Origin of the sequence: Pseudomonas sp. M2(2023), from assembly GCF_030263955.1 — a bacterium.
GTDB classification, from domain to species: Bacteria; Pseudomonadota; Gammaproteobacteria; order Pseudomonadales; family Pseudomonadaceae; genus Aquipseudomonas; species Aquipseudomonas asiatica.
Genome location: NZ_CP127114.1, coordinates 3,720,318 through 3,740,407, shown reverse-complemented (window position 1 = coordinate 3,740,407; position 20,090 = coordinate 3,720,318). Strand labels below are relative to the sequence as shown.

Sequence of the window (20,090 nt, the reverse complement as noted above, 5' to 3'; positions counted from 1 at the left end):
AGCGTCGGAAGTTTTCGCCCCGTGGAAAAAAAACCAAGGCGCCGAGGAACGGTCATCTATAACTACAACGTCCCTTTACTCAGCAAAGGTTGGAATTGCCATGAGCCAGGTGTATTCGGTAGCGGTTGTCGTCGGTAGCTTGCGCAAGGACTCCTACAACCGCAAGATCGCCCGCGCACTCTCGGAGCTGGCGCCGTCCAGCCTTGCCCTGAAGATCGTCGAGATTGGCGATTTGCCGCTGTACAACGAGGATGTCGAGGCCGAAGCAGCGCCGGAAGCGTGGAAGCGTTTTCGCGACGAGATCCGCCGCAGTGATGCGGTGCTGTTCGTCACCCCGGAGTACAACCGCTCGGTACCTGGCGGCCTGAAGAATGCCATCGACGTGGGCTCGCGGCCCTATGGGCAAAGCGCCTGGAGTGGCAAGCCGGCGGCGGTGGTCAGTGTGTCGCCTGGGGCCATTGGTGGCTTTGGCGCCAACCATGCCGTGCGCCAGTCGCTGGTGTTTCTGGACATGCCATGCATGCAGATGCCCGAGGCCTACATCGGTGGTGCGGCTAGCCTGTTCGAGGATTCGGGCAAGCTCAATGACAAGACCCGGCCGTTCTTGCAGGCGTTTATCGACAAGTTTGCTTCCTGGGTGAAGTTGAACAGGGCGGTTTGACCTGCCTTGAGCAATTATCGCTGAGCGCACGAACCCTGTAGGAGCGCCTTGTGTCGCGAAAGGGCTGCGCAGCAGCCCCAGGATTTCAGCTTCGCAACATAAATTGCCGGGGCTGCTGCGCAGCCCTTTCGCGACACAAGGCCGCTCCTACAAAAAGCTGTGCACAGCGGCCTAGCGGAAGCTGTAGGAAACCCCGGCATACACGGCAAAGCCTTCGCCCGGTGTCGAACGGGCTTTATCCAGGCCTGCATCGTCGTAGGTGGGGGTCACCGTCGCCGCATAGCGCTTGTTGGTCAGGTTGCGCAGGTCCAGCCAGGTCTGCCAGTCCTGCTTCGGTGAATCCCAGCCCAGGCGTGCGCCGAGCAAGGCATATTCATCGGCGTGGTAGCTGTTGGCGTAGTCAACCTGCACCTTCGACGCCATCTGCGTATTCACCCCGGCATAGAAGCCGCTCGGCCAGTCATAGCGCAACTCGGCCTGGTAGTAGTGCATCGGGATGCCCGGCAGGCGGTTGTCACCGAACTTGTCGTCATCGAGGTAGTGGAAATCACTGAAGGTATAGGCCTGTCGCAGGCTCAGCTTGCCAGTACCAGCGCGCTCCCAAAGGGTGCTGTCGAGGCCGGCTTCCACGCCCTGGTGCACGGTGGGGCTGGCGTTGAATTCCGAAGTGAAGTTGGGCACCACTTCCACGGCCAGCAGTTCATGGCGCACCTGCGAGTAGTACCAGGCCAGGTCCCAGCGGCCAACCGCCGAGTCGCCACGCGCGCCCAGCTCCAGGGTTGTGGCGGTCTGGTTCTGCATCTCGATCGGCTGGATTTGCTTGCCGCCTACGCTGGGCGAGCTCCAGATCAGCGACCACGGGTGTGGCGGCTCTACCGAGCGGCTCAGGTTGCCGTACACCTGCAGGTCCGGGCTGATGTCATAGCGCAGCCCCAGGCGTGGCGCGTAGTCCCAGTCATGCATGCTCACCTTGCCGCCCTCGGCGGGGTAAGTGACATCACTTTCACGGCGGGTATAGATCATCGCCAGGCCAGTGGTCAGCCACAGGTTCGGTACCAGCTCCAGGTCATTGCCCACATGCAGCACGGTGTCCGAACCCTGGTAGCTGAAGTCACGGGTGCGCTCACCGAACACGTCGCCATTGCGGGTGAACTGTGAAGCACCGCTGTTGGGCAGGTGCTTGGTGGTGCGCCAGCCGACGGTAGTCTTGCTCTCGTGGCCGAACAGGGTGTCGCGGCGGAAGTAGTTCAAGGTGCCGCTCACATCGGTATAGGCCACCTTCAGGCGCATCGGGCCTTCGCGCAGGTCCATCGGGTAGTCGTGGTAGACCAGGCCGGCCTCCAGGCGCGCATCGTCATCGAGGTAGAAGGTGGTCTTGTTGCCCACCCAGGTGCTGCCCGGTTGCGGGCGGCTGTCGTCGCGGGCCAGGTAGGCCGGGTTGGCCGCGCGTGGGTGATGCTTGATCTGCTCCTTGGTCAGGCGCCCGGCCAACTCGTTCTCGGTTTCCCGGTAGCGCAGGTAGAAGCGGGTTTCCAGGTTCGGGTTGAAGCGGTAGCCGACATTGGCCGCCACACCCTTGGCACTGCCGCTGCTGTGCGCCTGGTAGCCGTCATATTCCGAATCGGTCAGGGCCACGTAGTAGTCGAGGTTGCCCAGCACCTGCCCCGAGCTGATGTGCCGATGCTGGTAGCCACGGCTGCCGACTTCGTAGCGCACCTGCAGCGGCGCGGCGTCGTAGCCGGTGTGGGTGATGTAGTTGATCGCACCGCCCAGGGCGAGGGAACCCTGGTCGAAGCCGTTGGCGCCGCGCAGCACTTCGGCACGGCTCAGCCACAGCGGCTCGAACAGCTCGTAGGGCGTACCGCCCGGGCCGGTCAGGGGCAGGCCGTCGAACATCGTGTAGACCCCGGAGCCGTGGGCCCCCGGTGCGCGGTTGATGCCCGAACCGCGGATCGACAGTTTGATGCCATCGTTGCCCGCCGATTGCGCGAACACCCCGGGCTGGTAGGCCAGTACATCCTGGTTGCTGGCAACCCGGCCTTGCCCTACACGCTGCATGTCCACCAGGTTGCTTGCGCCCGGCACTTCGTGCAGGCGTTCGCTGGCTGCGGTCAGGTCGTTCTGCTCCTCATCGGTGATCAGCACCTGGCCCAACTCGACCGAAGGTTCCGCCAGGGCGGGCTGGGAGGCAGCGAAAGCAGCCAGCAGGCCGAGGCAGGATGGTGAGGGCAAAACGCAACGCATTGTACGACTCCAGGCGAAAGGCGAATGGACAACGGCGTTGAGACGAGCGAAATGCCGCTTGGAGCACGAGGAAAGTCGACAAATATCGCGCAACCTTCGTCAGACGGTTTTGTACGAAAGTTCTTTACAAGCCGCAGCGATGGAGCTGGGCGACCCGCGCTTCGTAAGGTGATTGCAGACCGGCAGCGATGCCTCGCTCAATCACCCGTGGAGTTCAAACATGACTGACAACGCACGACATTCGCAGCAACCCCTGGCGGACGCCCCGGTTCGCCTGACGCCACGTGAACGGCAAGTGCTGTTGTGGTGTGCCTACGGAAAGAGCTCGTGGGAGATTGGCCAGATCCTAGAATGCAAGGAATCGACGGTGAACTTCCATGTGTCGAACATCCTGCGCAAATTCGATGTGCCCACACGGGTGGCTGCAGTGATCAAGGCCATCCGTTACGGCATGCTGGCCGAGCAGTGAGGGGATGAAGCATGGGCAACGATCCTCGGTTACGGCGTTATGCCGATTGCCATGACCCCTTCTGGCCACGGGTAGACCTGGACAGGCTGCGTGAGCGCCTGAACCTGAAGCGGCCTGTCAGTGAGGCTGTGCTGGAAGTGGCCGCACGCTGCGCTGCCATCGACGCGGCACGCGAATTCGCGCGCTGGCGCGCGGTGTTGCGAGAGCGGGGCTACAAGCGCCTCGAGGATGTGGCCGGGCATGACCACGGGCGTGCATTGCAGGTGTGCTACATCCGCTTTGTCGAAGCCGCGGTCATGCGTAACCTGGGCTCGACCGCCTACCTGCCCGCCGCACACCGAGGGGCTGCCCATGACTGAAAAATCTGTTGTCGACAGCCTGGCCCCGGCGCTGGTGGAGTTGCTGGGCGTGGATGGCAATGTCCTGTTCGCCGCGCTGCTGGGGGCTTTGTTGGTGAGCGCGGCGCGTGACCGGTTGATCACCAACAAGGCCAGGCGCCTGACGCTGGGCAAGAAACTCTTGCTGGTGTTCGTGACCGTGGGGGTTGGCCACCTGTTCGAGCCGCTGGTTTCGTCACTGGTGCCCTTGCTGAGCCGTGGCATGGCGGGGTTCGTGGCTGCCGTGGTGGTGATCCCCATCAGCCTCAAGGTGATGGTCTGGCTGGATACGCTGGACCCGCGCGAACTCATCCAGCGCTGGCGCCGCCGGGGCTAGCCGCTGGCGGCATTGGGCGAGCGACTGGTCAGCGCGCTCAATTGCCGCTCCAGCTGCTGGATGCGTTGCTTGTCCTGAACCAGCAGGAGAACGGCTTGGCGATCGGCAAGCGACAGGGTGCGCAGGCGCGCGAGCATGTCCTGTTCCCAGCCTTCGTCGTCCAGGCCTGCGCGATGTCGTTCGGGCTCACCCAGCAGAAGCCAGTCCAGTGAGCATGCATACTGCCTGGCGATGTCTATGCAAAGTGAGTAAGGAATGCTGTCGCGCACCTTCCAGCTGCTCAATGTCTGCGGGCTGATCGAGAGCGCTCTGGACAGCTCGGCGTCAGATTCCGTAGCGGTCAGAAGCTTCAGCCTGGTCAGCACCGAAGCAAGTACGTGGGTACTCATAACTAATATCCATGACTGGTTTAATGATATTCCATGGGCTTAAACTACTCGTTATGAATACAGCCCTGCGTTTTAAGGAGCATTCCTGCAATGAGAAGCATCAAACTGAAGAATACACCTATATATGCAGCCAATACTGACAAAACCGGACGACTATTCTCACAGAAGGTAAGCCCGAACAATGCTTGCAGGTACTTGCCGTGAGTACATACAAGCTGGTTTGCCCGCATTGCCACAGCCGGATGCGTATACGCACCAGTGAAGGGCGTCATATTTTCCTGCGGATCGCCTATTTGCAATGCACCAACGAGGCCTGTGGCTGGTCGGTGCGTGCCGAGTTCGAGATGACCCATGAGCTCTCGCCCAGCGGCATGCCCAACCCGGAAGTGTACCTGCCTTCGGCCAACGGTGATTTACGCAAGGCAGCGCTGCCGGGGGCCGTCCAGGACAATCCTGGTGAATAAGCCTTCATGCTCACGGATAAAAGCGTGCAGATAAAAAAACACCCCGCATAAGCGGGGTGTCTTGTTTTACCGGGGCGATCAGCCGATCAGTTGCAGGCCGGCTTGCTGGACCATTTCCAGCAGCGGTTGCGGGTACACACCCAGCACGAAGGCGAGAATGGCGATGGCCAGCAGCATGACGCCGCCGGTGCGCTGTTCCCATTTCAGCGGGGCGTCGTGGCGACGCAGGTTCGGCTCGACCAGGTACAGGGTGACCATGACGCGCAGGTAGTAGTAGACGCCGATGGCGCTACCGATCACCAGGGCACCGACCAGCCACCACAGGTGCGACTCGACGCCAGTGGCAATGATGTAGAACTTGCCGATGAAGCCGGCGGTCAGCGGGATACCCGCCAGCGACAGCATCATCACGGTCAGTACCGCAGTCAGGTACGGACGGCGCCAGAACAGGCCGCGGTACTCGTACAGTGCATCGGCGTCACGGCCGCCGTAAGGCGAGGACATCAGGGTGATGACACCGAAGGCGCCCAGGCTGGTGATCACGTAGGTGACCAGGTACACGCCCATGGCTTCCAGGGCCAGGCCCTTGCTGGCGACCAGGGCGATGACCAGGTAACCGAAGTGGGCGATGGACGAGTAACCGAGCAGGCGCTTGAGGTTGCTCTGGGTCAGTGCCAGCAGGTTGCCGATCAGGATCGAGGCCACGGCAATCACCGCCAGTACGGTGCTCAGCGCGCCGCTGCTGGCAGCAGGGGAGAGCATGAACAGACGCACGACAACGGCGAACACCGCAACCTTGCTGGCGGTTGCCAGGAAGGCGGCGACCGGTGCCGGGGCGCCTTCGTACACGTCCGGGGTCCACAGGTGGAACGGTACCAGCGACAGTTTGAAGGCCAGGCCGACCAGCATCATGCCCAGGCCCAGCTGGGCCACCAGGCTTGGCATGCTGGTGGCGGCCAGGGCCTTGCCGATCTGGTCGAAGCTCAGGCTGCCGGCGTCGGCGTACAGCAAGGCCATGCCGAACAGCAGGAAGGCCGAGCCTGCGGCCGACAGCACCATGTACTTGATGCCGGCTTCCAGCGAGCGCTTGTTGAAGAAGGCATACGCCACCAGGCCATAGACCGGTACCGACAGCAGCTCCAGGCCGATGAACAGGCCGGCCAGGTGGTTGGCGCTGACCAGCACCAGGCCACCGAGGGCCGACATCAGCAGCAGCAGGTACAGTTCTTCACGGTTGCCCGGGAAACCCTTGGAGCCTTCGCCGAGGTAGGCGTGGGCAAGGGTGACGCAGGCCAGCGTCGCCACCAGGATGATCGCCATGTACAGGCAGGCGAACTTGTCGATGGTGATCAGCGGGGTGACCGCCAGCGGCGCAACCTTCAGCGCCGGCAGGATCGACAGCAGGGCCAGGTTCAGGCCCACGGTGGACAGCAGGAAGGTCTGCGAGTGGTTGCGCTTCCAGGCGATCGCCAGCATCACCACCACCGTGGTGATGGTGGTGATCAGCATCGGCGCCAATGCGATGAAGTGTTGAGTGGTGAATTCCATAGCGCTCTTACCGGGCCGAAGCGAGTTGAGTGAAAGCGGAACCGAGCCACTGCTGCACACCACTCATGGTGGCGGCAGAGGTGTCGAGGAACGGCTGCGGATACACGCCCAGCAGGATCAGCAGTACCGCCAGACCCAGGACCATGATCAGTTCGCGTCCGTCCATGCCGGCCAGCACGGTGTCGGTCTTGGCCGGGCCGAAGTAGGCGCGGTGGATCATGATCAGCGAGTACACCGAACCGAACACCAGGCCAGTGGTGGCGATCACAGTGATCCAAGGCACGCTGGCGAAGCTGCCGATCAGGATCAGGAACTCGCCGACGAAGTTGCCTGTACCGGGCAGGCCCAGGGAGGCGGCGGCGAAGAACAGGCTGATGGCTGGCAGGTAGGCGATGCGGTGCCACAGGCCACCCATCTGGCGCATGTCACGGGTGTGCAAGCGCTCGTACAGCTGGCCGGCCAGGATGAACAGCGCGGCAGCGGACAGGCCGTGGGCCAGCATCTGGATCACCGCGCCTTGCAGGGCTTGCTGGCTGCCGGAATAGATACCGATCAGCACGAAGCCCATGTGCGAGACGCTGGAGAAGGCGACCAGGCGCTTGATGTCGGTTTGCGCAAAGGCCAGGAAGGCACCGTAGAAGATACCGATCAGGCCCAGGGTCATGGCGATTGGCGCAAACTCGGCCGAAGCGTTCGGGAACAGCGGCAGGGCGAAGCGCAGCAGGCCGTAGGCCGCAGTCTTCAGCAAGATACCGGCCAGGTCCACGGAACCTGCGGTCGGTGCCTGGGCGTGAGCGTCAGGCAGCCAGGAGTGGAACGGCACCACCGGCAGCTTCACCGCGAAGGCGATGAAGAAGCCCAGCATCAGCAGGTATTCGGTACCGGCTGGCAGTTCGGCCTTGAGCAGGTCGCTGTAGTTGAAGGTGATCACGCCGGTGTTGGTGTAGTTGACCAGCACCAGGCCGAGGATCGCCACCAGCATGATCAGGCCGCTGGCCTGGGTGAAGATGAAGAACTTGGTCGCCGCGTAGATCCGGGTCTTCTTGCCGTCCGACGAGCTGTGACCCCAGAGCGCGATGAGGAAGTACATCGGCACCAGCATCATTTCCCAGAAGAAGAAGAACAGGAACAGGTCCAGGGCCAGGAACACACCGACCACGCCGCCAAGGATCCACATCAGGTTGAGGTGGAAGAAGCCGACGTGACGCTGGATCTCTTTCCAGGAACACAGTACCGACAGCACACCGAGCAGGCCGGTGAGCAGGATCATCAGCAGCGACAGGCCGTCGAGGGCCAGGTGGATGCTGATGCCGAAACGCTGGATCCACTGGACTTTGTATTCCAGGGCCCAGGCAGGCTCGGCGCCCGGAGCGGGTGCCAGGGTGTAGTCGCCGTTACCCCACAGCCACAGGCCGATGCCGAGCAGAAGGGACATGGTCAGCAGCGCGATCCAGCGCGGCAGGGTGGCGCCGAAGCGCTCACCCAGCCAGCACAGGAAGCCGCCGATGAAGGGGATCAGGATCAGCCAAGGCAAAATCATGACGGGTTCGTTTCCTTTTGCAGGGTCGCAAGGTTCGCAAGGTTCATGGTCATACCGCGGCCACTACCACAGCGCCGAGTACCAGCACTGCGCCAACGGCGATCGAAGCGGTGTACCAGCGCAGCTGGCCGGTCTCGGTCTTGCTCATGGCGACGTGGCCGCCGCGAGCCAGGCGAGGAATCAGGCCGATGCTGCGGTCAACCGGATCCTTGCGCAGGATGTGGCTGATCAGCAGGTAAGGTTTGACGAACAGCTTGTCGTAGATCCAGTCGAAGCCCCAGGCGGCGAACCACCAGGCCGACAGGACACGACCGATACCGCTGTTGGCGACGGCGCTGACGAAGCGGCGCTTGCCCAGGAACAGCAGGGCCGACAGCAGGATACCGGCGATGGCGATGGCGCCCGAAGTGATCTCCAGCGCGTGCTTGGCTTCGCCACCGGCGTGGCCGGCGCTTTCAGGCAGCACACCTGCCAGCGGCGGGGTGATCCAGGCGCCGACGAAGGTCGACAGCACGATCAGCACGCCCAGCGGCAGCCAGTGGCTGATGCCGTGGCCAGCGTGGGCTTCGGTCTTGGCTTCGCCGTGGAAGGCGATGAAGATCAGGCGGAAGGTGTACAGCGAGGTCATGAACGCACCGACCAGGCCGGCGTACAGCAGGCCGGTGTTGCCGCTGGCGAAGGCTTCCCAGAGGATCTCGTCCTTGGAGTAGAAGCCCACGGTCACGATCGGCAGGGCAGCCAGGGCAGCGCCACCGACCACGAAGCTGGCGTAGGCTAGCGGCAGTTTCTTCCACAGGCCGCCCATCTTGAAGATGTCCTGCTCGTGGTGGCAGGCAACGATCACCGCACCGGAGGCAAGGAACAGCAGGGCCTTGAAGAAGGCGTGGGTCATCAGGTGGAAGATCGCCGCGTCCCAGGCGCCAACGCCCAGGGCCAGGAACATGTAGCCGATCTGGCTCATGGTCGAGTAGGCGAGGATACGCTTGATGTCGGTCTGCACCAGCGCGGCGAAGCCGGCCAGTACCAGGGTCACGCCACCGACCACGCCTACCAGGTGCAGGATGTCCGGCGCCAGCAGGAACAGGCCGTTGGTACGGGCGATCAGGTACACGCCCGCGGTCACCATGGTTGCCGCGTGGATCAGCGCGGAGACCGGAGTAGGGCCGGCCATCGCGTCGGCCAGCCAGGTCTGCAGTGGCAGCTGGGCCGATTTACCGACCGCACCACCCAGCAGCATCAGGGTTGCCAGCACCATCCAGGTGTCGCCAGCCTGGAACTTCTGCGGTGCCAGCACCAGCAGTTCCTGCACGTTCAGGGTACCCAGCTGGACGAACAGGATGAACAGGCCGATGGCCATGAACACGTCGCCGATACGGGTGACGATGAATGCCTTGAGTGCCGCGTTACCGTTGTTGCGGTTGCTGTAGTAGAAACCGATCAACAGGTAGGAGCACAGGCCCACGCCTTCCCAGCCGAAGTAGATGAACAGCAGGTTGTCGCCCAGCACCAGGAACAGCATGCTGGCGATGAACAGATTGGTGTACGCGAAGAAGCGCGAGTAACCGGCTTCGCCACGCATGTACCAGGAAGCGAACAGGTGGATCAGGAAGCCGACACCGGTGACCACGCCGAGCATGGTGACCGACAGGCCGTCCAGGTACAGGGTGAAGTTCGGCGCGAAGCCGTCCACCGACATCCACTGCCACAGCAGCTGGCTGTACGCGCCGCCCTCAGGCGGGGCGACGTTGAATTGCCAGATGACGTAGGCGGCGGTGGCGGCCGAAAGGCCTACCGAGCCGACGCCGATCAGGGCGGACAGGTTCTCCGAGAACCGCCCGCGCGAGAACGACAGCAGCAGGAAGCCGACGAGGGGGAAGACGAAAGTCAGGAAGAGAAGGTTCATCCGCGCATCTCACTGGCAGCATCGATGTCGAGAGTGTGGAAGCGGCGATACAGCTGCAGCAGGATGGCCAGGCCAATACTGGCCTCGGCGGCTGCCAGGCTGATCACCAGAATGAACATCACCTGGCCGTCGGGCTGGACCCAACGGGCACCGGCGACGACGAACGCCAGGGCAGAGGCGTTCATCATGACTTCCAGGCTCATGAGCACGAAGAGGATGTTGCGGCGGACCATCAGGCCAACCAGACCTAAGCAGAACAGGATGCCGGCGACTGCCAGACCATGCTCGAGAGGGATAGCACCCATGATTTACTCCTTCGCCTCGTTGCGGCCCAGGTGGAAGGCGGTGACGGCCGCGGCCAGCAGCAGCATCGAAGCCAGTTCGACCACCAGCAGGTAAGGGCCGAACAGGCTGATGCCGACTTCTTTCGGGCCCACGGTGGTACCGCTGATGCCGGCGCCGCTCGGGGTGACGAACAGCACGTACAGCAGCTCCAGCAGCAGCAGGGCGGCGAGGATCACCGGCCCGGCCCAGATACCGGGCTTGAGCCAGCCCCGTTCCTGGGCGACCGAAGCCGGCCCGAGGTTGAGCATCATCACCACGAACACGAACAGCACCATGATGGCGCCGGCGTAGGCGATCACTTCCAGGGCGCCGGCGAACGGCGCACCCAGGGCGAAGAAGATCATGGCCACGGAAATCAGCGAAATGATCAGGTAAAGCAAGGCGTGCACGGGGTTGGTGCCGGTCACCACCCGAAGGGTGGAGACCACGGCGATCCCGGATGCGAAGTAGAAAGCGAATTCCATCTTTCTGTCCTTATGGGAGCAAGCTCTTCACGTTGATCGGCTCGGCTTCGTTCTGTGCAGAGCCCTTCGGCTTGCCAGCGATTGCCATGCCGGCAACACGGTAGAAGTTGTAGTCAGGGTTCTTGCCGGGGCCGGAGATCAGCAGATCTTCTTTCTCGTACACCAGGTCCTGACGCTTGAACTCGGCCATTTCGAAATCCGGAGTCAGCTGGATCGCGGTGGTCGGGCACGCTTCTTCACACAGGCCGCAGAAGATGCAGCGCGAGAAGTTGATGCGGAAGAACTCCGGGTACCAGCGGCCGTCCTCGGTCTCGGCCTTCTGCAGCGAGATGCAGCCGACCGGGCAGGCCACCGCGCAGAGGTTGCACGCTACGCAGCGCTCCTCGCCATCGGGGTCGCGGGTGAGGACGATGCGGCCGCGGTAGCGCGGCGGCAGGTACACGGGTTCTTCGGGGTACTGCAGGGTGTCGCGCTTGCGGAACCCGTGGGAGAACACCATTGCCAGGCTGCGCAGCTGGGTGCCGGTGCCCTTAACGATGTCGCCGATATACTTGAACATGGGTCAAATCCTCACTGGGCCGCGACGGCTGGCGTGTTGTAGAGCACGATCGCAGCGGTCACCAGCAAATTGATCAGGGTCAGCGGCAGGCAGAACTTCCAGCTGAAGTCCATCACCTGGTCATAGCGTGGGCGCGGGATCGAGGCGCGCAGCAGGATGAACAGCATGATGAAGAACGCGGTCTTCAGCGCGAACCACAGGAACGACAGTTGCGGCAGGATGCCGAACGGGCCGTGCCAGCCGCCGAAGAACAGGGTTACCAGCAGCGCCGAGATAAGGATGATGCCGATGTACTCACCGACGAAGAACATGCCCCATTTCATGCCGGCATACTCGATGTGGTAGCCGTCGGCCAGTTCCTGTTCCGCTTCGGGCTGGTCGAACGGGTGACGGTGAGTCACGGCGACGCCAGCGATGAAGAAGGTGCAGAAGCCGAAGAACTGCGGAATGATGAACCACAGGTTCTGGGCCTGGTATTCAACGATGTCGCGCATGTTGAACGAACCCACCTGCACCACCACGCCCATCAGCGCCAGGCCCAGGAACACTTCGTACGACACGGTCTGTGCCGAGGCACGCAAGCTGCCCAGCAGGGCGTACTTGTTGTTCGACGACCAGCCGGCGAACAGCACCGCGTAGACCGACAGGCCGGCCATGGCGAAGAAGAACAGCAGGCCGATGTTCAGGTCGGCGACGCCCCAGGTCGGGGTGATCGGGATGACCACGAAGGCGATCAGCAGGGCGCTCATGGCCACTACCGGTGCCAGGGTGAAGATCACGCGGTCGACGAAGGGCGGGTTCCAGTCTTCCTTGAAGAACATCTTCAGCATGTCTGCAGCGATCTGGAACATGCCGAACGGGCCGACGCGGTTCGGACCGTAACGGTCCTGCCACCAGCCCAGCAGGCGGCGCTCGACGAAGCTGAGCAGCGCGCCGCAGACCACCACCGCCAGCAGGACCACGATGGCCCGCAGCACGGTCAGGATCACATCGATCACTTCGGGGGTGAACCAGCTCATTGTGCTGCCTCCTGCAGACCTTCGACGGATGCGCCGAAGATGGCAGGCGGAATGCCGGCCAGGCCTTTCGGCAACGCGACCAGGCCAGCGCCCAGCTCTTCATTGATACGCAGCGGCAGGCGCAGGGCCACACCAGCCACGTTCAGGCTCAGCAGGGCACCGTCGTTGACGCCCAGGCGGTCGGCTTCGGACTTGGCCAGGGCCACGTAGGCTGCCGGGATGCGCTCTTGTACCGGTGCGGCGCGCGAGGAGCTTTCTTCGCTGCCGAACAGGTGGAAGAACGGCACGGCAGTCCAGGTGCCACGGGCCGGGTTGAAGGCGCCCGGAATGGTATTGAACCAGCTCAGGCGGTCACCTTGAGGTTCGATCAGGCGAACGCCCGGGTCACCGGCACGCAGGTGGCCACCGACCTCGTCCTGGAACTTGTTCCAGGCTTGCGGCGAGTTCCAGCCCGGCGACCAGGCGAACGGCACCTGCTGGCGTGGTTCGGCCGAACCCGAGTAGCCTTCCATGGAGAAGGCGAACGCGGTGTCCTTGTCTTGCGGGGTACGCGGCTCGTGCACGCTGATGTTGGCGCGCATGGCGGTACGGCCGGAGTAGCGCAGCGGCTCACGGGCCAGTTTCATGCCCTTGATGCGGAACGCGGCGCTTGGCGCGGCGTTGACGATGCCGGCCAGTTGCGGGGCGGCTTCGGCGCAGGCGCTGGTGACGTGGTCCAGTTGGGTCCAGTCGACCGGTTTGTTCAGCAGGGTGGCACGCAGGGCGTGCATCCAGCGCCAGCCTTCGTGGATCTGGATGCTGCTGTCCAGGTATTGCGGGTCGAAGACCTGGAAGAAGCGCTGGGCACGGCCTTCCTGGCTGACCAGGGTACCGTCGCCTTCGGCGAACGAGGCGGCCGGCAGCACCAGGTGGGCGCGGTCGACAGTCGGGGTTTTCGAGTGGTCGGCAACGATCACTACCTTGGCTGCGGCCAGGGCTGCATCGACCTTGGCGGCCGGTACGCGGGCGTACAGGTCGTTTTCCAGCACGACGATGGCGTCGGCTTTGCCGCTGATGACCGCGTCCAGCGCGGCATCGACCGACTCGCCACCGAGCATGGCCAGGCCGAGGCTGTTGGCTTCAGGCACCACCAGGCTCAGCGAGCCGTTCTTCTCGCGCAGTTTCAGCGCCTTGGCGATGTTGGCGGCGGCTTCGATCAGCGCCGGGTCGGCCAGCGAAGTACCGGCTACGACCAGTGGGCGCTTGGCCGCGACCAGGGCGTCGGCGATGCGCTGGGCCAGGGCTTTCGCTTCGGCGTCCAGGCCTTCGACGGCAGGGGCGCTCGGGTCGATGGCGTGGGCCACGGCAAAACCGATGCGGGCCAGGTCGGCCGGGGCGGCGTGCACGCATTCTTCGGCGACGTCGTCCAGCTTGGTTTCAGCCAGCGAAGCGATGAACAGCGGGTACAGCGCGTGCTGGCCGATGTTCTTCACGGCGGCGTCGAGCCACGGCTGCACCTTCATCGCTTCGGCCATGGCCTCGGCCTTGCCCTTGGTGGCCTGGCGCACGGCCAGGGCGACGCGGGCAGCGGTCTGGGTCAGGTCTTCACCGAGCACGAACACGGCGTCGTGGTCTTCGATGTCGCGCAGGGTCGGGACCGGCAGCGGGCTATTGTTCAGCACGTTCAGAGCCAGGCGTACGCGGGCCAGTTCGCCGGCTTCCATACCCGAGTAGAAGTACTCGGCACCGACCAGCTCACGCAGGCCGTAGTTGCTTTCCAGGCTGGCGCGTGGCGAGCCGATACCGACGATGGTACGGCCGCGCAGCAGGTCGGCGGCCTTGTCCAGGGCGGCGTCCAGGCCCAGCTTGGTGCCGTCGGCCAGGTGTGGCTGGCGTGGGCGATCCTTGCGGTTGACGTAGCCATAGCCGAAGCGGCCACGGTCGCACAGGAAGTACTGGTTTACCGAGCCGTTGAAGCGGTTTTCCACCCGACGCAGTTCGCCGTAGCGCTCGCCCGGGCTGATGTTGCAGCCGCTGGAGCAGCCGTGGCAGATGCTCGGGGCAAACTGCATGTCCCACTTGCGGTTGTAGCGCTCGGAGTGGGTCTTGTCGGTGAACACGCCGGTCGGGCAGACCTCGGTCAGGTTGCCGGAGAATTCGCTTTCCAGCACGCCGTCTTCGACGCGGCCGAAGTACACGTTGTCGTGGGCGCCGTAAACGCCCAGGTCGGTACCACCGGCATAGTCCTTGTAGTAGCGCACGCAGCGGTAGCAGGCGATGCAGCGGTTCATCTCATGGGCGATGAACGGACCGAGGTCCTGGTTCTGGTGGGTACGCTTGGTGAAACGGTAGCGGCGCTCATTGTGGCCGGTCATTACCGTCATGTCCTGCAGGTGGCAGTGACCGCCTTCCTCGCACACCGGGCAGTCGTGCGGGTGGTTGGTCATCAGCCATTCGACGACGCTGGCGCGGAACGCCTTGGACTCTTCATCGTCGATGGAGATCCAGGTGCCGTCGGAGGCAGGGGTCATGCAGGACATGACGATACGACCGCGGGTGTCGTTCTCGTCGGTGTACTGCTTGACCGCGCACTGCCGGCAGGCGCCAACGCTACCAAGCGCCGGGTGCCAGCAGAAATAAGGGATGTCGAGGCCGAGCGACAGACAGGCCTGTAACAGGTTGTCTGCACCGTTGACTTCGAGCGCTTTGCCGTCTACGTGGATAGTGGCCATTGTTCAAAGTTCTTCGTTGGCCCGCGTGAGCGGGCGTGGCTAATGGAAATCGGTGAGCTTGCGACACGCCACGATTTCTCGGGCCTGCCGGCAAGCTGGCGAGTGGCACGGACCACCCGCCTTAATCATCTTGTTATGCGCCGACCACGATCGGCTTCGCCAGGTTCGGACGCAGCGCATCGCCAGCAACAGCTGGAGCGACACCTGCCTCGAATTCCGAGCGGAAGTATTTGATGGCACTGCCCAGCGGCTCGACGGCACCTGGTGCGTGAGCACAGAAGGTACGACCAGGGCCGAGGAAGTTGACCAAGCCCAGCAGCGTCTCGATGTCTTCGGCGCGGCCCTGGCCTTTTTCCAGTGCGCGCAGCATCTTCACGCTCCACGGCAGGCCGTCACGGCATGGGGTGCACCAGCCGCACGACTCGCGGGCGAAGAACTCTTCCATGTTGCGCAGCAGCGAAACCATGTTGATGCTGTCGTCCACCGCCATGGCCAGACCGGTACCCATACGGGTGCCGACCTTGGCGATGCCGCCGGCGTACATCTGCGCGTCGAGGTGCTCGGGCAGCAGGAAGCCGGTACCGGCGCCACCTGGCTGCCAGCACTTGAGCTTGAAGCCGTCGCGCATGCCGCCGGCGTAGTCTTCGAACAGTTCGCGGGCGGTGACGCCGAAAGGCAGTTCCCACAGGCCCGGGTTCTTCACCTTGCCGGAGAAGCCCATCAGCTTGGTGCCATGGTCTTCGCTGCCTTCACGGGCCAGCGACTTGTACCAGTCGTTGCCGTTGGCGACGATGGCCGGGACGTTGCACAGGGTTTCGACGTTGTTCACGCAAGTCGGCTTGCCCCACACGCCCACGGCGGCAGGGAAGGGCGGCTTGGAGCGCGGGTTGGCGCGGCGGCCTTCCAGCGAGTTGATCAGTGCGGTTTCTTCACCGCAGATGTAGCGGCCGGCACCGGTGTGCACGAACAGCTCGAAATCGAAACCGCTGCCGAGGATGTTCTTGCCCAGCAGGCCGGCGGCCTTGGCTTCCTCGATCGCGCGGTTCAGGTTCTTCGCTGCGGTGGTGTATTCGCCACGCAGGAAGATGTAGCCACGGTAGGCCTTAAGGGCGCGGGCGCTGATCAGCATGCCCTCGACCAGCAGATGGGGCTGTTGCTCCATCAGCATGCGGTCTTTCCAGGTATTCGGCTCCATTTCGTCCGCGTTGCACAGCAGGTAGCGGATGTTCATGGATTCGTCTTTGGGCATCAGGCCCCACTTCACGCCAGTGGGGAAGCCTGCACCACCGCGGCCCTTGAGGCCGGAGTCCTTGACGCTTTGCACGATGTCGTCGGCCGACATCTGCGCCAGCGCCTTGCGGGCGGCAGCGTAGCCGTTCTTCGATTCGTACTCGGCAAGCCAGACCGGCTCGCCGTCGTCACGCAGGCGCCAGGTCAGCGGGTGGGTTTCGGCCGTGCGCGCGATGCGGTTGGCCGGGCCGAAGGAAGTAATGGTCATACGTAACCCTCCAGCAATTTGGAAACGCCAGCCGGCTGCACGTCACCGAAGGTGTCGTCGTCGATCATCAGCGCCGGGGCCTTGTCGCAGTTGCCCAGGCAGCATACCGGCAGCAGGGTGAAGCGGCCGTCGGCGGTGGTCTGGCCGAGGCCGATGCCCAGTTCGCTTTGAATCTGGCTGACCACGGATTCATGGCCGCCGATGTAGCAGACCATGCTGTCGCACACGCGGATGATGTGGCGGCCGACCGGCTGACGGAAGATCTGGCTGTAGAAGGTGGCGACACCTTCGACGTCGCTGGCCGGGATGCCCAGTACGTCGCCGATGGCGTGGATGGCGCCGTCCGGCACCCAGCCACGTTCCTTCTGGACGATCTTCAGGGCTTCGATGGACGCCGCGCGCGGGTCCTCGTAGTGATGCATTTCGTGCTCGATGGCCGAGCGCTCGGTTTCGCTCAGGGCGAAACGGTCTGTCTGGATAAGCGTGCTGTTCATGCTTAGCGGTCCACGTCAGCCATAACGAAGTCGATACTGCCCAGGTACGCAATGAGGTCGGCGACCATGCTGCCTTTGATCACCGAAGGGATCTGCTGCAGGTGCGGGTAGCTCGGGGTACGGATCCGGGTGCGGTAGCTCATGGTGCCGCCATCGCTCGTCAGGTAGTAACTGTTGATGCCCTTGGTCGCCTCGATCATCTGGAACGACTCGTTGGCCGGCATGACCGGGCCCCACGAGACTTGCAGGAAGTGCGTGATCAGGGTTTCGATGTGCTGCAGGGTGCGCTCTTTCGGCGGCGGCGTGGTCAGCGGGTGATCCGCCTTGTACGGGCCTTCCGGCATGTTGCGCAGGCACTGGTCGATGATGCGGATACTCTGGCGCATCTCCTCGACACGGACCATGCAGCGATCGTAGGCATCGCCGTTGTGGGCCAGCGGTACTTCGAACTCGAAGTTCTCGTAGCCGGAGTAGGGGCGGGCTTTACGCAGGTCGAAGTCGCAACCGGTGGCACGCAGGCCGGCACCGGTGGTACCCCAGGCCAGGGCTTCCTTGGTGTTGTACGCGGCAACGCCGATGGTACGGCCCTTGAGGATGCTGTTCTGCAGCGCGGCCTTTTCGTACTCGTCGAGGCGCTTGGGCAGCCATTCGACGAAGTCCTTGACCAGCTTGTCCCAGCCGCGCGGCAGGTCGTGGGCAACGCCACCGATGCGGTACCAGGCCGGGTGCAGGCGGAAACCGGTGATCGCTTCGATCACGGTGTAGGCGCGCTGGCGGTCGGTGAAGGTGAAGAACACCGGGGTCATGGCGCCGACGTCCTGGATGTAGGTACCCAGGAACAGCAGGTGGCTGGTGATACGGAAGAACTCGGCCAGCATCACGCGGATGGTGTCGACCTTCTGTGGCACCTTGATGCCGGCCAGCTTCTCGACCGCGAGCACGTACGGCAGGTTGTTCATTACCCCGCCTAGGTAGTCGATACGGTCGGTGTAGGGGATGAAGCTGTGCCAGGACTGGCGTTCGGCCATTTTTTCGGCGCCACGGTGGTGGTAGCCAATGTCCGGTACGCAGTCGACGATCTCTTCACCGTCCAGCTGCAGGACGATACGGAAGGCACCGTGCGCGGAAGGGTGGTTGGGGCCGAGGTTGAGGAACATGTAGTCCTCGTTGGCGCCCTGGCGCTTCATGCCCCAGGCTTCAGGGTTGAAGCGTGCCGATTCCTCTTCAAGCTGCTGCTTGGCCAGGGTCAGGCTGTAGGGATCGAACTCGGTGGCGCGGGCCGGGTAGTCCTTGCGCAGCGGGTGGCCTTCCCAGGTGGGCGGCATCATGATGCGGCTGAGGTGCGGGTGGCCGGCAAAGTCGATGCCGAACATGTCCCAGACTTCGCGCTCGTACCAGTTGGCGTTCGGCCAGATACCGGTCACGGTCGGCAGGTTCAGGTCGCCTTCGCTGAGCGACACCTTGATCATCACATCGCTGTTACGCTCGATCGACAGCAGGTGGTAGAACACGCTGAAGTCGGCGGCTGGCAGGCCGCGGCGCTGGGTGCGCAGGCGCTCGTCGACGCCGTGCAGGTCGTACAGCATGCTGTAGGGCTTGGCTACGCCGCGCAGGAAGCTGAGCACTTCCTTGAGCTGCTCGCGCTTGACCCACAGCACGGGCATGCCGGTGCGGGTTTCCTGGGCGACGAATGCTTCGGCGCCAAAACGGTTGTGCAGTTCGACGACCACATCCTGGTCGTCAGCCTTGTAGGGCGGAATGAAAATAGCGTTGTCCGCTGTCATGGTCTCGGTCGCTTTGGGTCAACGTTAAGAATGAAGCCAGGCCGCCGGCTCCAGGGGAGCGGGCGGCAGGTCGCTGGATCAGACTTCGTCGGGGCTGCGCAGGTTGGTTACTGCAATGCGCTGCTCACGACGCAGGTCTTTCTGGGCTGGCATCTCGGCACGGTAAATACCTTGATCACCAACAACCCAGGAAAGCGGGCGTCGTTCTTGGCCGATCGACTCCTGCAGCAGCATCAAGCCTTGCAGGAAAGCCTCAGGGCGTGGCGGGCAGCCGGGCACATAGACGTCCACGGGGAGGAACTTGTCGACCCCCTGAACGACCGAGTAGATGTCGTACATGCCGCCGGAGTTGGCGCACGAACCCATGGAGATTACCCATTTCGGCTCGAGCATCTGCTCGTACAGGCGCTGGATGATCGGCGCCATTTTGACGAAGCAGGTACCGGCGATGACCATGAAGTCGGCCTGACGCGGCGATGCCCGGATGACTTCGGCGCCGAAGCGGGCGATGTCGTGGGGTGCCGTGAAGGCCGTGGTCATTTCCACGTAGCAGCAGGACAGGCCGAAGTTGTACGGCCAGAGGGAGTTCTTGCGACCCCAGTTGACCGCGCCACGCAGCACATCTTCAAGCTTGCCCATGAAGATGTTCTTGTGGACCTGGTCCTCCAGCAGTTGATCGGTGACGGTTTCCCGTTCACCGACCGGGTACTGCTCGTTGGGCGCATCCGGATCGATTCTGGTGAGATTGTATTGCATGCCAAAGCCTCATTGTTTCAGCTTCGCTTGCCGCTTGCGGCGACCTTCGGGAGCCCAATCAAGTGCCCCGACGCGCCATAGGTAGACAAGACCAGCCAACAGAATTGCTATGAAAACGAGTGCTTCGACGAATCCGGTCCAGCCGCTTTCGCGGACGGACACAGACCATGCAAAGAGAAAGAGGGCTTCGATATCGAAGATCACGAACAGCATCGCGACCAGATAGAATTTGGCGGACAGGCGCAGGCGGGCGCTGCCGACGGGCAGCATGCCGGATTCGAAGGGTTCGTTCTTGGCGCGGCCCCAGGCCTTGCTACCGAGCAGGCTGGACAGGCCGAGCATGAAGGCGCACAGGCCGACGACACCCAGGAGGAAGATGGCAAAGCCCCAGTTGTGGGCGATGAGTCCTGCCGAATCGGACATGCTAGAGATCCTTATACAGAGACCCAGCTCTGCAGTCTGAAATAAGTGTAGAGCGGCGACCTGGTGTCGCACATGCAGTGACCAAATGTCGCAGCTGAATCAATC

20 protein-coding genes are annotated in these 20,090 nt (G+C 63.2%); 5 read left to right on the top strand and 15 right to left on the bottom strand.

All coding sequences use genetic code 11. The features are described from left to right. Positions 1-100: 100 nt before the first annotated feature. Positions 101-661 (top strand): class I chromate reductase ChrR, encoded by a 561-nt coding sequence (gene chrR / locus QN085_RS17315; RefSeq protein WP_003261018.1) that lies wholly within the window; start codon positions 101-103, stop codon positions 659-661. A gap of 171 nt (positions 662-832) precedes the next feature. On the opposite strand, the gene QN085_RS17310 is transcribed toward chrR, so the two are convergent. Continuing rightward, the gene (locus QN085_RS17310; RefSeq protein ID WP_023662585.1) at positions 833-2,905 is read right to left on the bottom strand and encodes a TonB-dependent receptor family protein; all 2,073 of its coding nucleotides are present in this window, start codon (positions 2,903-2,905) and stop codon (positions 833-835) included. Between the two features lie 220 nt (positions 2,906-3,125). Here QN085_RS17310 and QN085_RS17305 point away from each other — a divergent pair, with 220 nt between their 5' ends. The 3 genes from QN085_RS17305 to QN085_RS17295 are packed head-to-tail and all read left to right on the top strand — an operon-like array spanning position 3,126 to position 4,088. After that, complete coding sequence (locus QN085_RS17305; RefSeq protein WP_003261017.1) at positions 3,126-3,374, top strand: helix-turn-helix domain-containing protein; 249 nt, start codon at positions 3,126-3,128, stop codon at positions 3,372-3,374. 11 nt (positions 3,375-3,385) lie between these two features. Further along, complete coding sequence (locus QN085_RS17300; protein WP_023662584.1) at positions 3,386-3,733, top strand: head completion/stabilization protein; 348 nt, start codon at positions 3,386-3,388, stop codon at positions 3,731-3,733. Continuing rightward, positions 3,726-4,088 (top strand): hypothetical protein, encoded by a 363-nt coding sequence (locus QN085_RS17295; protein ID WP_023662583.1) that lies wholly within the window; start codon positions 3,726-3,728, stop codon positions 4,086-4,088. Before QN085_RS17300 ends, QN085_RS17295 begins: the two co-directional genes overlap by 8 nt. Here the strand turns inward: QN085_RS17295 and QN085_RS17290 are convergent. Continuing rightward, positions 4,085-4,477, bottom strand: coding sequence for a helix-turn-helix domain-containing protein (locus tag QN085_RS17290; protein WP_003261013.1), 393 nt, complete (start codon positions 4,475-4,477; stop codon positions 4,085-4,087). The two genes, QN085_RS17295 and QN085_RS17290, sit on opposite strands and share 4 nt — an antisense overlap. A 200-nt stretch (positions 4,478-4,677) precedes the next feature. On the opposite strand from QN085_RS17290, the gene QN085_RS17285 reads away from it, so the two are divergent. Beyond that, complete coding sequence (locus tag QN085_RS17285) at positions 4,678-4,941, top strand: Ogr/Delta-like zinc finger protein (RefSeq protein ID WP_023662582.1); 264 nt, start codon at positions 4,678-4,680, stop codon at positions 4,939-4,941. A gap of 78 nt (positions 4,942-5,019) precedes the next feature. Here the strand turns inward: QN085_RS17285 and nuoN are convergent, their stop codons facing one another. The 13 genes from nuoN to QN085_RS17220 form a co-directional block, all read right to left on the bottom strand. Next, complete coding sequence (nuoN, locus tag QN085_RS17280) at positions 5,020-6,489, bottom strand: NADH-quinone oxidoreductase subunit NuoN (RefSeq protein ID WP_013973390.1); 1,470 nt, start codon at positions 6,487-6,489, stop codon at positions 5,020-5,022. Between the two features lie 7 nt (positions 6,490-6,496). Continuing rightward, positions 6,497-8,029: an NADH-quinone oxidoreductase subunit M gene (gene nuoM / locus QN085_RS17275; RefSeq protein ID WP_015271056.1), complete on the bottom strand. Its 1,533-nt coding sequence runs from the start codon at positions 8,027-8,029 to the stop codon at positions 6,497-6,499. Between the two features lie 49 nt (positions 8,030-8,078). Next, positions 8,079-9,932: an NADH-quinone oxidoreductase subunit L gene (gene nuoL, locus QN085_RS17270; RefSeq protein WP_013973388.1), complete on the bottom strand. Its 1,854-nt coding sequence runs from the start codon at positions 9,930-9,932 to the stop codon at positions 8,079-8,081. Beyond that, complete coding sequence (gene nuoK / locus QN085_RS17265; protein ID WP_003251446.1) at positions 9,929-10,237, bottom strand: NADH-quinone oxidoreductase subunit NuoK; 309 nt, start codon at positions 10,235-10,237, stop codon at positions 9,929-9,931. Before nuoK ends, nuoL begins: the two co-directional genes overlap by 4 nt. A gap of 3 nt (positions 10,238-10,240) precedes the next feature. Beyond that, positions 10,241-10,741, bottom strand: coding sequence for an NADH-quinone oxidoreductase subunit J (gene nuoJ / locus QN085_RS17260; RefSeq protein ID WP_003261007.1), 501 nt, complete (start codon positions 10,739-10,741; stop codon positions 10,241-10,243). Between the two features lie 10 nt (positions 10,742-10,751). Then, a complete protein-coding gene (gene nuoI, locus QN085_RS17255; protein WP_003251442.1) occupies positions 10,752-11,300 on the bottom strand; it encodes an NADH-quinone oxidoreductase subunit NuoI in 549 nt (182 codons plus the stop codon). Positions 11,301-11,311: 11 nt separating this feature from the next. Then, positions 11,312-12,319, bottom strand: a complete 1,008-nt coding sequence (gene nuoH, locus QN085_RS17250; protein WP_003251440.1) for an NADH-quinone oxidoreductase subunit NuoH — start codon at positions 12,317-12,319, stop codon at positions 11,312-11,314. Continuing rightward, positions 12,316-15,030: an NADH-quinone oxidoreductase subunit NuoG gene (gene nuoG, locus QN085_RS17245; protein ID WP_013973387.1), complete on the bottom strand. Its 2,715-nt coding sequence runs from the start codon at positions 15,028-15,030 to the stop codon at positions 12,316-12,318. The genes nuoH and nuoG overlap by 4 nt, the downstream gene beginning before the upstream one ends. A gap of 133 nt (positions 15,031-15,163) precedes the next feature. After that, on the bottom strand, positions 15,164-16,528 hold the full coding sequence (gene nuoF, locus QN085_RS17240; protein ID WP_013973386.1) for an NADH-quinone oxidoreductase subunit NuoF: 1,365 nt from the start codon (positions 16,526-16,528) through the stop codon (positions 15,164-15,166). Continuing rightward, positions 16,525-17,022, bottom strand: coding sequence for an NADH-quinone oxidoreductase subunit NuoE (gene nuoE / locus QN085_RS17235; protein WP_013973385.1), 498 nt, complete (start codon positions 17,020-17,022; stop codon positions 16,525-16,527). Before nuoE ends, nuoF begins: the two co-directional genes overlap by 4 nt. A 2-nt stretch (positions 17,023-17,024) precedes the next feature. Continuing rightward, positions 17,025-18,806, bottom strand: a complete 1,782-nt coding sequence (nuoC, locus tag QN085_RS17230; RefSeq protein WP_013973384.1) for an NADH-quinone oxidoreductase subunit C/D — start codon at positions 18,804-18,806, stop codon at positions 17,025-17,027. Positions 18,807-18,884: 78 nt separating this feature from the next. Beyond that, a complete protein-coding gene (locus QN085_RS17225) occupies positions 18,885-19,562 on the bottom strand; it encodes a NuoB/complex I 20 kDa subunit family protein (protein WP_003251429.1) in 678 nt (225 codons plus the stop codon). Positions 19,563-19,571: 9 nt separating this feature from the next. Continuing rightward, complete coding sequence (locus tag QN085_RS17220) at positions 19,572-19,985, bottom strand: NADH-quinone oxidoreductase subunit A (RefSeq protein ID WP_003251427.1); 414 nt, start codon at positions 19,983-19,985, stop codon at positions 19,572-19,574. Positions 19,986-20,090: the final 105 nt, after the last annotated feature.

Coding starts and splice junctions, on each gene's coding strand:
- QN085_RS17305 (WP_003261017.1), top strand. CDS start 3,126: ATGACTGACAACGCACGACATTCGCAGCAACCCCTGGCGGACGCCCCG.
- QN085_RS17290 (WP_003261013.1), bottom strand. CDS start 4,477: ATGAGTACCCACGTACTTGCTTCGGTGCTGACCAGGCTGAAGCTTCTG.
- QN085_RS17295 (WP_023662583.1), top strand. CDS start 3,726: ATGACTGAAAAATCTGTTGTCGACAGCCTGGCCCCGGCGCTGGTGGAG.
- nuoM (WP_015271056.1), bottom strand. CDS start 8,029: ATGATTTTGCCTTGGCTGATCCTGATCCCCTTCATCGGCGGCTTCCTG.
- nuoL (WP_013973388.1), bottom strand. CDS start 9,932: ATGAACCTTCTCTTCCTGACTTTCGTCTTCCCCCTCGTCGGCTTCCTG.
- nuoJ (WP_003261007.1), bottom strand. CDS start 10,741: ATGGAATTCGCTTTCTACTTCGCATCCGGGATCGCCGTGGTCTCCACC.
- nuoK (WP_003251446.1), bottom strand. CDS start 10,237: ATGGGTGCTATCCCTCTCGAGCATGGTCTGGCAGTCGCCGGCATCCTG.
- nuoC (WP_013973384.1), bottom strand. CDS start 18,806: ATGACAGCGGACAACGCTATTTTCATTCCGCCCTACAAGGCTGACGAC.
- nuoN (WP_013973390.1), bottom strand. CDS start 6,489: ATGGAATTCACCACTCAACACTTCATCGCATTGGCGCCGATGCTGATC.
- nuoI (WP_003251442.1), bottom strand. CDS start 11,300: ATGTTCAAGTATATCGGCGACATCGTTAAGGGCACCGGCACCCAGCTG.
- nuoH (WP_003251440.1), bottom strand. CDS start 12,319: ATGAGCTGGTTCACCCCCGAAGTGATCGATGTGATCCTGACCGTGCTG.
- nuoG (WP_013973387.1), bottom strand. CDS start 15,030: ATGGCCACTATCCACGTAGACGGCAAAGCGCTCGAAGTCAACGGTGCA.
- chrR (WP_003261018.1), top strand. CDS start 101: ATGAGCCAGGTGTATTCGGTAGCGGTTGTCGTCGGTAGCTTGCGCAAG.
- nuoE (WP_013973385.1), bottom strand. CDS start 17,022: ATGAACAGCACGCTTATCCAGACAGACCGTTTCGCCCTGAGCGAAACC.
- QN085_RS17310 (WP_023662585.1), bottom strand. CDS start 2,905: ATGCGTTGCGTTTTGCCCTCACCATCCTGCCTCGGCCTGCTGGCTGCT.
- nuoF (WP_013973386.1), bottom strand. CDS start 16,528: ATGACCATTACTTCCTTCGGCCCGGCCAACCGCATCGCGCGCACGGCC.
- QN085_RS17225 (WP_003251429.1), bottom strand. CDS start 19,562: ATGCAATACAATCTCACCAGAATCGATCCGGATGCGCCCAACGAGCAG.
- QN085_RS17220 (WP_003251427.1), bottom strand. CDS start 19,985: ATGTCCGATTCGGCAGGACTCATCGCCCACAACTGGGGCTTTGCCATC.
- QN085_RS17300 (WP_023662584.1), top strand. CDS start 3,386: ATGGGCAACGATCCTCGGTTACGGCGTTATGCCGATTGCCATGACCCC.